The 9,792-nt window shown below is 60.7% G+C and carries 10 protein-coding genes; 7 read left to right on the top strand and 3 right to left on the bottom strand.

The genetic code is table 11. The features are described 5' to 3' along the window. Positions 1 to 184: 184 nt before the first annotated feature. The 4 genes from GSQ93_RS27025 to GSQ93_RS27040 are packed head-to-tail and all read left to right on the top strand — an operon-like array spanning position 185 to position 4,034. Entirely contained in the window at positions 185 to 1,114 is a 930-nt protein-coding gene (locus tag GSQ93_RS27025; RefSeq protein WP_158938683.1) for an ABC transporter substrate-binding protein, read from the top strand. Next, positions 1,111 to 2,331, top strand: coding sequence for an ABC transporter permease (locus tag GSQ93_RS27030; RefSeq protein WP_158938684.1), 1,221 nt, complete (start codon positions 1,111 to 1,113; stop codon positions 2,329 to 2,331). The genes GSQ93_RS27025 and GSQ93_RS27030 overlap by 4 nt, the downstream gene beginning before the upstream one ends. Before the next feature lie 12 nt (positions 2,332 to 2,343). Further along, positions 2,344 to 3,282, top strand: coding sequence for an ABC transporter ATP-binding protein (locus GSQ93_RS27035; RefSeq protein WP_158938685.1), 939 nt, complete (start codon positions 2,344 to 2,346; stop codon positions 3,280 to 3,282). After that, entirely contained in the window at positions 3,279 to 4,034 is a 756-nt protein-coding gene (locus tag GSQ93_RS27040) for an ABC transporter permease (RefSeq protein ID WP_158938686.1), read from the top strand. The genes GSQ93_RS27035 and GSQ93_RS27040 overlap by 4 nt, the downstream gene beginning before the upstream one ends. A gap of 148 nt (positions 4,035 to 4,182) precedes the next feature. On the opposite strand, the gene GSQ93_RS27045 is transcribed toward GSQ93_RS27040, so the two are convergent. The 3 genes from GSQ93_RS27045 to GSQ93_RS27055 all read right to left on the bottom strand — a co-directional run bounded on the left by GSQ93_RS27045 (position 4,183) and on the right by GSQ93_RS27055 (position 6,704). Further along, a complete protein-coding gene (locus tag GSQ93_RS27045; RefSeq protein ID WP_158938687.1) occupies positions 4,183 to 4,365 on the bottom strand; it encodes a CsbD family protein in 183 nt (60 codons plus the stop codon). A gap of 762 nt (positions 4,366 to 5,127) precedes the next feature. Then, the gene (locus tag GSQ93_RS27050; protein ID WP_158938688.1) at positions 5,128 to 5,904 is read right to left on the bottom strand and encodes a hypothetical protein; all 777 of its coding nucleotides are present in this window, start codon (positions 5,902 to 5,904) and stop codon (positions 5,128 to 5,130) included. Positions 5,905 to 6,107: 203 nt separating this feature from the next. Further along, on the bottom strand, positions 6,108 to 6,704 hold the full coding sequence (locus GSQ93_RS27055; RefSeq protein ID WP_158938689.1) for a nitroreductase: 597 nt from the start codon (positions 6,702 to 6,704) through the stop codon (positions 6,108 to 6,110). Between the two features lie 349 nt (positions 6,705 to 7,053). Here GSQ93_RS27055 and GSQ93_RS27060 point away from each other — a divergent pair, with 349 nt between their 5' ends. From GSQ93_RS27060 to GSQ93_RS27070, 3 genes are read left to right on the top strand one after another with little or no spacing between them, the layout of a single operon-like run. Further along, on the top strand, positions 7,054 to 7,278 hold the full coding sequence (locus GSQ93_RS27060; protein WP_158938690.1) for an MbtH family NRPS accessory protein: 225 nt from the start codon (positions 7,054 to 7,056) through the stop codon (positions 7,276 to 7,278). A 12-nt stretch (positions 7,279 to 7,290) separates the two neighbouring features. Then, positions 7,291 to 8,163 (top strand): thioesterase II family protein, encoded by an 873-nt coding sequence (locus tag GSQ93_RS27065; RefSeq protein WP_158938691.1) that lies wholly within the window; start codon positions 7,291 to 7,293, stop codon positions 8,161 to 8,163. After that, positions 8,160 to 9,596: a peptide synthetase gene (locus GSQ93_RS27070; protein WP_158938692.1), complete on the top strand. Its 1,437-nt coding sequence runs from the start codon at positions 8,160 to 8,162 to the stop codon at positions 9,594 to 9,596. The genes GSQ93_RS27065 and GSQ93_RS27070 overlap by 4 nt, the downstream gene beginning before the upstream one ends. Positions 9,597 to 9,792: the final 196 nt, after the last annotated feature.

The following is a 9,792-nucleotide window of genomic DNA, read 5'->3' on the forward strand; positions in this document are numbered from 1 at the left end:
TTTCCATCGCATTTCCCTTGCTACCTATTTGCAAATCGGGATTTCTTGGTTTGTGATGGTTTCCTGTGCCGTTACTCTCCTCAGCTATTGCAGCCGATTCACTGCTACTTGGTCGATAATGTCGACCCGGCGCGCAAGCGGCCAAGCACTACCTTCCTTTAAAACCAACCGAGGTCACCTCCCCATGGGAATCGCAAAATCAATCAAGGCATGGGGCGCCGCCGCGCTCTTTCTGACCCTGTCCACGGCGTCCACTGCTTATGCGGCGGACTCGGTCACCGTGGCATCGAAGATCGACACTGAGGGCAACCTGCTTGGGAACATCATTGCGCAGGTGTTGAAGTCGCATGGCATTGCTGTCTCCGACAAGATCGGCCTCGGGACCACGCCGATCGTGCGCAAGGCCATCACGACTGGCGAAATCGACATCTATCCGGAATACACCGGCAACGCTGCGTTCTTCTTCAACAAGGCCGATGACCCGCTCTGGAAAAATGCGGCCAAGGGCTATGAGGAAGCCGCCAAGCTCGATTACGCCGCCAACAAGATCGTCTGGCTGACGCCATCGCCGGCTAACAACACCTGGGCCGTCGGCCTGCTGGGAAGCGTCGCGAAGGCCAACAAGATCAAGACCTTCGAAGACTTCGGCAAGTGGGTCTCAGCGGGCGGTCAGGTCAAGCTCGCGGCATCGGCCGAGTTCGTCAATACCGCAGCCGCGCTGCCGTCGTTCGAAAAGATCTACGCGTTCAAGTTGAAACCTGAGCAACTTCTCGTGCTCTCGGGCGGCGATACATCGGCGACGATCAAGGCGGCCGCCGAGCAAACCGATAAGGTCAACGCAGCCATGGTCTACGGCACGGACGGCGGCATAGCGGCCGCGGGGCTGGTAGTCCTGGAGGACAACAAGAGCGTGCAACCCGTCTACGCGCCCACGCCGCTGATTCGCGAAAGCGTGCTGAAAGCACACCCGGAAATTGCCGGTTACCTCAAGCCGGTATTTGCCAGCCTCGATCTGAAAACGTTGCAGACGTTGAACAGCCGCATTCAGGTCAACGGCGAGCCGGCCGCAACGGTAGCGGCGAGCTATCTGAAATCGAAGGGCTTCGTTAAATGATTGCCGGGACAGGGGGCGACGCACGCCCTCACGAGACACCGGCCGCGGCCGGTAAGCAGCAGGGTGCAGGCGCTTTGCGTATCGACAAAGTCGGTTCGTTGATCGCAGCGCTTGCGTTGCTCGCGCTGGTGTTCGAACCGTTCGTGACGTTTCGGGCGAACCGGATCGTGTCGGGCAAGGGTCTCGGGTTCACCGACATCTTCGCAGCCGGGCAGGCGTGGGCGTTCCTTGCAGCGCTCGCCGCAGGAGCGCTGTTCGCCTTGCTGCGCAGTCGCCCGACGCTTCGGTTCGTGGTCGGCGTTGTGCTGCTCCTGACGCTCTGCGTGCTGCTCGGGCTTGCGCCAGCGCATCTCGTCACAGAAGAGAACCCGTTGGCGCGAGTGTCGCCCGCCGGTGGTTTCTGGATCTTGTTCTTCGCGTTCTCGGTGCTGATCACCGACGCTATCGCCAAGCTATCGTTTGGACCGGTGCAGCATCTCCTTGCGCTGGCACTGGCTGCGGCCGCTGTTGCCGCCATTCTGAGCAGCGGACTGTGGAGCGGGCTGTCGGTCATGCACGAATACGCGAATCACGCCGATACCTTCTGGCTCGAAGCGGCTCGCCATGTCGAACTGGTTACGGGGTCGGTTGCGGCGGCAGTGCTGATCGGTGTGCCGCTGGGTATAGCGTGTGCAAAGTGGTCGGCGCTGCGTGCTGTCACGTTGCCGGTGCTGAACATTGTCCAGACCATCCCGAGTATCGCGATGTACGGTTTGATGATGGTTCCGCTAGGGCTTCTCGCCGCCCGATTCCCGCTGCTCGATGCGCTTGGCATTCGCGGTATCGGCGTCGCGCCCGCGGGAATTGCATTGTTCCTCTATTCGCTGCTGCCGGTCGCGGCAAGCGTTGTGGTGGGTTTTACACAGCTTCCGCGCAAGAGCGTTGAAGCTGCTGTGGCGATGGGCATGACCCCGCGCCAGCGGCTCTTTGCGATTGAACTGCCGCTTGCGTTGCCAGTGATCCTGACGGGCGTGCGGATCGTGCTGGTCCAGAACATCGGGCTGGCGACGGTGGCCGCGCTGATCGGCGGGGGCGGCTTCGGTACCTTCGTATTCCAGGGCCTCGGGCAAGCGGCGACGGATCTCGTGCTGCTCGGCGCCGTGCCAACCATCGCGCTCGGTCTCACCGCGGCAATCGTGTTCAACGCCGTGACAGAACTCGTTAAGAGACGCCAATAAAGGACGCCACGTATGATCGAAATCGAAAGAATCAGCCGGCGTTTCGGCGATATTGTCGCTGTCGACGACGTCTCGCTCACCATCGAACGCGGCACCATCACTGCGTTTGTCGGCACGTCGGGCAGTGGCAAGTCCACGCTCCTGCGCATGATCAACCGCTTGATCGCGCCCACGAGCGGCACGATCCGTATCGACGGAAACGACACTGCAACCGTGCCGGCCGAGGCATTGCGGCGCGGGATTGGTTATGTGATCCAGGGAAATGGCTTGTTTCCGCATTGGACGGTGGCTCGCAATATCGCGACGGTTCCGCGCTTGCTTGGATGGAGCACGGCCAGGATCGACCAGCGTGTGCGCGAGTTGCTGAAGCTCTTCAATCTCGACGCCGATGCGTACCTCGACAAGTATCCTCATCAGCTTTCCGGGGGCCAGCAGCAGCGCGTGGGTGTGGCGCGCGCGCTGGCGGCGGAGCCTGCGATCTTGCTGATGGACGAGCCGTTCGGTGCACTCGATCCCCTCATTCGTGCCAAGGCGCAGGAAGACTTGCTCGCGCTTCAGCGGCGTCTGGGGATCACGGTCGTGATCGTTACGCACGACATGGAAGAGGCGTTGCATCTGGGCGACCGTATTGTGGTGATGGACGGTGGCCGTGTGCTTCAGGCGGCTACGCCCGCCGAGATATTGCGGCGGCCCGCGCCGGGTTTTGTCGAGCGGTTGGTGGCAGGCGTTGACCGGCCGTTCCGGCTGTTGTCGCTGATTCCTGTTAGCGAAATTGCTGAAACTGGCGCCGCTGAAGGCAGCCCCATTGCCGGCACGCAGAGCCTTCGCGATGCCCTGTCCGAGTTGCTTTGGCGTGGTGCGCAGAGCTTGCCGGTTGCATCGGCGGACGGTGCGGTGCAGAGCCGTATTTCGCTTGCATCGATACTGGCGCGAGCCGAAAGGTCCACATGAAACTCGTTGCCTGGATAGCGCGTACGTTTGCGCTGGCCGTCCTGCTTCTGCTGCTGTTCAGGCCGCAGGTGTTCCAGCCGATTCTTGCACCGCTGGCCGAAAACGGCGCTCCGGCGCTCTATGACCGGGCGAGCCTGCTGGACCTCACGCTTGCGCATCTTGCGATCGTGGCCGGCGCCAGTCTGGTGGGCGCGGTCATTGCGTTGTTTGCCGGGATTTTCGTCACGCGTGAAGTGGGTGCAGAATTTTTGCCGCTCGCGCGCAGCGTGGTGAATATCGGGCAGACGTTTCCGCCGGTGGTCGTGTTGGCGCTTGCGGTGCCCGTGGTCGGGTTTGGTGTGAAGCCGACGCTGGTTGCGTTGATTCTCTACGGTCTCCTGCCGATCTTTGAGAGCACCATCACGGGTCTGAAGGAGATACCGTCAGCGACTATCGATGCGGCGCGAGGCATGGGGATGAGCGCGACGCGGCAGTTGTTCACTGTCGAACTGCCGCTCGCACTACCGGTGATTCTTGCGGGCCTGCGCCTTTCGGTGGTGATCAACCTGGGTACCGCGACCATCGGTTCGACCGTGGCGGCGAAGGGGCTGGGCGATGTCATCATTGCCGGCCTGCAGACCTCGAATACGGCGTTTATCCTGCAAGGTGGCGTGATTGTCGGCTTGCTCGCCGTGCTGATCTATGACGCGATGGGCATTGCCGGGCGGTTGGCCTCAAGGCACATGGTGGACGGGGCCGCGAGCGGTGCTTAGAGACTTGGACGGTCAGTTGTATCAATCCTTTGTGACGACCGTCAGAGCTCAAAACCGGAATCGCTTCCTTGCGACGAAGTTCGACATCCAAACCGCAAACAAAAAAACCGACCGGAGCCGGTCGGTTTTCAGCTCGTGAACTTTTGAGTTACTTCTTGAATATGTCACGCACGGCGTCGGCTGCTTGACCGACCTTCGACTGGACCTTGCCTGCCACTCGTTCCGTGGCACCTTCAGCTTGCGTTGTCTTGTTGCCGGTGACCTTGCCGATCGCTTCCTTGACGGAGCCGGTCACTTGCTTGGCTGCGCCTTCAACCCGATTCTTGTCCATGACGTTTTTCCTTTAGAGAGTTTGCGTTATCAACGTGCTTAACGTACGTCGAGTGATGGAGTGATGCTTTACTTCGTGCACCTGCAAGCCGACGAACGCTTTAATTGTGCTCATTCACTTCAATTGCCGATGGTGGCAATCGGATCAGTCTGCCTGGCGCGATTGAAATACGCTGAGCCGCGTATCGCACGGACAGCCGACAAACCATACAAGACCTTTCAGGTGCAAGAATCAAGGCGCACAATTCGTTCCCGGCACGGGTCGTGCCACGCGCTGACGTGGTTGGTAGGGCTTGAAATGCATGATTGTGCTTTACCCGCCTTAATGACTTTGTCTATCGGAGGGTTAGCGACGTGATTCGACGTGCGTACAAATTCGGTGGAAGGTTCACGCGGATAGCGCGGGGTGAACCGTGGGCAGGTTCAATCACTGGTGGCGAAGCGTGTCAGAACCTGAGTTCGGAGAAAGAGGGTTTCACACATCCTCCGCTCTGGCGAGCACCGTGCTTTTGGGGCACCTATGAATAGGAACTGCACGCTGTGGACACTTAGGGTAGAGCGGTTAAAGCGTTTTCTTTGCTTCGTTTCTTTGTCGCTAAGGACCAAGAAATGACGTGCCGCCACGCACAGTGGCTAACAGTGATAAAGAGAAAATCCGACGCTCGCAGACCACTAACATCGAAAGCACCACCCCGGCATCAACCCCGACCGCTAACCCCAAAACCCCGACCACTCAAAACCCGTCCACCGGCGCGAGCGAAAATCAAGCATCGTTACGCTTGCTCCATCCAAAAGCGAGAATAGTGCTTAGCGGCTTTGAACTGCATACTGACGCGCAGAGTTGTCCGGGCATAGGCAGTTCAAAGACATACCAAGGCTCACCCTTGGAAACGCTAGCCAAAGCCGCAACGGATTCACTTAGCGCGAGATTCGAATGATCGATAGCCGAGCGATGTCCTGCGGCACTAAGCACGCTGTTGTCGCGTGCGCGCTGATTGCTAAAAAGCAAACTATCCGATGACGGTAAAACCTGGCTAGATGCCAGGCTTGGCAGTGACGTTCCCAAACCTAGATAACTGGCGCTGATGCCCAGCATGATCCAGACACCGGCATAGGCGATATCGGCGCATAAAACGGTCTCGCCCGTGGCGTCTTGCGCGACCATTCGACCCTTGGCGTCATCACGCAGATCGACCGCATCGGGCTGGCATCCGAGTATGCGGGCCACGGCTAGCCGCAACACCGCGCGACTCGATATATACCGGTACCGTAGCGCAGGGCTGGGCAACAAGGCGGCCCGTCGGGTTTCATCCTGAGTCAGCCACTGCGCCGAATCGTGCGCACTCACGCGTTGCCATTGGCTGCGAAACCTGAACACGAAGATCTCGCCGGTTGCCGGCGTGCATGGACGCAGCGAAAGCGTTTCGTTCATGCGCAGCGGCAGGAATTGCGGCTGCGTTTCGTAGACGGGCGGCGGGATAAGTGCGTCGAGGTCATCGATAAAATCCCGCCGCGATGTTTGCGTTGATGTCTGCGTCAAAGAGCGCTCAGTCAATAAACCCGTGGGCATGGTAAGTACCGTTTCAGAGCGAGAGGGCATGTGGCGGCGCGGCCTGAAGCTGGCCGGATGTAACCCATGTCGGGCCAGCCGGCCGTTCCTCTCAAGCCGCTGAGGGATAGGAGCACGAACGAAAACGGCGTTGATATCGCCGTCACGTTCGCGCTGATTCTGTCTGCCACCGCTCAGGCGCAGACTTCAAGCCACTCGGTCACATAGCGGTCGCTGGAGGGACGCTCCACCGCGCGCGCGCCGTCGGGCGGCGTGCCGACAAACAAAAATCCAAGCAACCGATCACGCTCGGTCAGCCCAAGCGCGCGATGCATCTGCGGCTCGTAACTATCCGGTCCGGTCGCCCAGAAACCACCAAAACCGAGCGCATGAATAGCGTTCAGCATGTTCATGGCTGCCGCTCCAACCGACAGCAACTGCTCGACTTCAGGCACCTTCGTCTCGCGTGTCAGCGACACCACAAGCGCTATCACTACGGGTGCCGCGAGCGCGCGGCGGCCACGGTGCTCATGCGCCGAACGCGGTTCTCCGGGAGCTCGTACGCAGGCGAGATCGACCAGCAATTCGCCGAGCTTCAGCCGCGCGTCGCCGCGAATCAGCACAAAGCGCCACGGCCGTAACGCGCCGTGATCGGGGGCGCGCAGGGCGGCATCGAAAATCTGCTGAAGCTGGGAATCGTCGGGCGCGGGTTCGGCGAGCGGCCAGTGCGACTGGCGTGTCATCAGCACGTTCAGGGCGTCCGAACTGACGCCGGGGTTCATTGTTTCCATAGGAAGGTCCGGGCTTTCTCAAGGCATCCATGATCGCGAAAAACGTGCCGTATTGCAAATGATTCTCAATCACTTGATTTTGTCACGCTAGATGCCTATGCTTCGGTCCTGTTCACAATTTTGAGATTTGCGGGGGCGTGCGTGAGTTTTATCGCTGCTGGATCGATGTGACGAGCGCACAAGCCGCGCCGGCATTGCGTTTCACCGGCCTGGACGAATTAGCCGGTTACTCGGGCGCGCTGGCAATTGGATTCCGATCCTATGGCCGCAACGTTGAAAAGCGCCCTTTGCATCAGACGATTTAACTTTTAATCATAGTCATTCTCATTCGTATTAAGGAGAGCTTTTGATGAGCTGGGGCGACGAAAACACGACCTACAACGTGGTCATGAACCACGAGGAGCAGTATTCGATCTGGCCGGACTATAAGGCGCTGCCGACAGGCTGGACTGCAGTGGGCAAGACCGGCAAGAAGGACGAATGCCTCGCGTATATCGACGCAGTGTGGACCGACATGCGCCCGCTCAGCCTGCGTCAGGCGATGGCAGCCGATGCCAGCGCCAAAGCGGCCTGAGACAGGTCGCGGATGAACGTCACGCTGATCTGTCTGCCGTTCGCCGGAGCAAGCGCGGCGATTTATCGGGAATGGGGCGCATTGCTGCCATCGTGGATACGCATTCATGCCCTCGACCTTCCCGGCCACGGTGCGAGACGTGCGCAGCCCGCGCTGCATCGCTGGCCGGACGTAGCGGACGCATTAGGGCGCGAAGCCTTGCGGGCGATTGAAGGACCTTTCGCGATCTTCGGCTACAGCATGGGCGCGCTGGCCGGTCTCGAACTGGCGCACTGGTTGCGCGCCACCCATGGCCTCATGCCCGTGTGGTTCGGCGCGGCGGCGTGCGCGGCGCCGGCCTGTCGGACGCTTGACGCGACATGGCTTGATTGCACCGACGAAGCGATGATCGATGAACTGCGGCGTCTCGGCGCAACGCCCGCAGAACTGCTCGGCGATCGCGGATTCCTCGATCTTGCGCTGCCCGTGCTTCGCGCCGATTTCCATCTGTGCGCGACATACGTTCGTACCGGCAACGCAGCGCGTGCGCCGCTCGTTTGTCCATTGCTGGCGCTTGGCGGCCGAGACGATACGTTATCCGAACGATTGGAAAACTTCTCGGCGTGGACGCATGAGACGTCGGGATGGTTCACTCAACGTATGTTCGACGGTGGCCATTTTTTCATCGATACCGCGCGCGCCGAGTTGATTGAGGCGATTGTGACGTCGCTAGCGGCAACATCGACGCCTACCTCAACGCCCAAAGCCCCCGCGAATTCGCTTCCCCACGCCGGCGTCGCACACTTGCGCGCCGTTTCCACTGGAGCCATTCGTCCAAGCGCAGTGTCCCGCACTGCATCCACTGATTCCGCCGGCGCGGCCGGTCCAAGGAGCTTTCATTCATGACGTTTTCTTATCCTGCGCTGTTCGACTTCGAACCCTTTGCCGGACAAAGCGAAGCGTTTGTGGCGCTGCTCAGGCAGTTCGCGGCCGCGCATCCGTTTCGCAGTGCTACCGTCGATGAATTGCTGCTCGACGACGACTATCATCGCCGGCCGTTGCGCCCGGAAGATTTCGAATTCCTCAAGTTCATGAAGCCAGTGCGTGCCGACAATGTCAGCCGGCTTCCGTCGCTGGCGTCGAACCGCACGCTGCTGTCGATCTACGAATTGGAGGCCGCGCGCATGCCGCGCAGCGGCGAAGCCGCGGACTGGCAGCGCTTCACCGAGTTCTATCGTGACGACGTCAGGACGCTGGGTGCACAACTGGCTCCGTTCCTCGAAGCGTATGCGTTCTCCTACTTGGGCAACGGGTCGCCGGCAGGGGAAAGCGTGGCGGCGGCGAGTGCGCGGCTCGCACGCATCATCGACGATGAAAGCACGTTCTGGGATACAACGTTTGCGCGCCTGATGCGCAACGACTATCTGGAAGAGGGCTTGCGTTTCATCATGGTCCAGCGCTGGGCGCTCGCGCCGTCAAAGCGGCGCGCGGCGGCACGTGCGGCAGCGAACGGTTACTTCGACGCGTTGCCGCAGGACGCTTGGCCCACACTCGAAGGTGATCTTCCCGACGACGCCTTGCTGCAACGCGTAGCCGCTACGTGCGGCGTGACGCGCCAGCAGCACGCGTACTGGCAGTTCTATCTGCCGACGAGCATGGCGAAAACCAATCTGCTCTATGCACTCGCACGGCGTCCGGATCGCGCATTTGCACTGACTGGCGCGGTGTTCGCGGCCGAAGCCGAGTGGCTGGCTTTCGGTCTTGCACTCGAGCGTGCGTGCGCATGGCTGCAACCCGCAGGCCGGCGACCTGGCGAAGCCGAGGCGCGCAAGTCCGCATTGATCGCGCGTTTCGCAACCGCGCTGCAAACCGTGGCAGACCGCTTTGGTCATGTCGCGTTCGAGCAGTGCGTGTCGGGTGCGGCAGCGGGTGAACGTCTGGCGGAACGCGCCCGTTGGGATCTTGGCGAGCAACTGCAATGGCTCGGTGCGATCCCCCAATACTGCGATTTCGCGCGCCGCATCAGCAAGCGGATTGACGCCGAGTGCCCTGATATTGACCGCGAGACGTTTATCGAGCCGCATGAAATGTGTTCAACGACGCATGTCCATAACGACCATCGCCTTGTCACGATCCAGGAAGGCGACATGCTGTTCTGGGGCAACGTCGGCATGCAGCTCAAGATGCATGAAGGCGACATGGTCCTGATTCCCGACGGCCGCCTGCATGGGTCGACAGTGGTATCGGGTGAATGCACGTATCACCAGCCGATCATCCCCGACGATTGGGTGCAGGCGCTGGTCGCCGAGCTGGATGCGAAGGCGCTGGCGGCGCACTAGCCACGCTGGCCAGCATCAAGCGGCATCCGGCGAAGTGCGTCGCGCTTCGCTGTCCAGGCGCCTCGCTCGAAGGCGCCGGTTCTCCCCACAAAAAACACGGATATGGCAAGCGCCCATGACAGGGCCGGTATCGGCTCGCCCGCCGATTGTGTTGCGCAGCGCGCGGACACAAGCGCGTCAGGGCGAAGTTGGGTGC

This window comes from Burkholderia sp. S171, assembly GCF_009766085.1.
In the GTDB taxonomy this organism is placed as follows: Bacteria; Pseudomonadota; Gammaproteobacteria; order Burkholderiales; family Burkholderiaceae; genus Caballeronia.

Bases quoted from the DNA above. Each gene is read 5' to 3' on its own strand.
- GSQ93_RS27025 (WP_158938683.1), top strand. From the start codon at position 185: ATGGGAATCGCAAAATCAATCAAGGCATGGGGCGCCGCCGCGCTCTTT.
- GSQ93_RS27030 (WP_158938684.1), top strand. From the start codon at position 1,111: ATGATTGCCGGGACAGGGGGCGACGCACGCCCTCACGAGACACCGGCC.
- GSQ93_RS27035 (WP_158938685.1), top strand. From the start codon at position 2,344: ATGATCGAAATCGAAAGAATCAGCCGGCGTTTCGGCGATATTGTCGCT.
- GSQ93_RS27040 (WP_158938686.1), top strand. From the start codon at position 3,279: ATGAAACTCGTTGCCTGGATAGCGCGTACGTTTGCGCTGGCCGTCCTG.
- GSQ93_RS27045 (WP_158938687.1), bottom strand. From the start codon at position 4,365: ATGGACAAGAATCGGGTTGAAGGCGCAGCCAAGCAAGTGACCGGCTCC.
- GSQ93_RS27055 (WP_158938689.1), bottom strand. From the start codon at position 6,704: ATGGAAACAATGAACCCCGGCGTCAGTTCGGACGCCCTGAACGTGCTG.
- GSQ93_RS27060 (WP_158938690.1), top strand. From the start codon at position 7,054: ATGAGCTGGGGCGACGAAAACACGACCTACAACGTGGTCATGAACCAC.
- GSQ93_RS27065 (WP_158938691.1), top strand. From the start codon at position 7,291: ATGAACGTCACGCTGATCTGTCTGCCGTTCGCCGGAGCAAGCGCGGCG.
- GSQ93_RS27070 (WP_158938692.1), top strand. From the start codon at position 8,160: ATGACGTTTTCTTATCCTGCGCTGTTCGACTTCGAACCCTTTGCCGGA.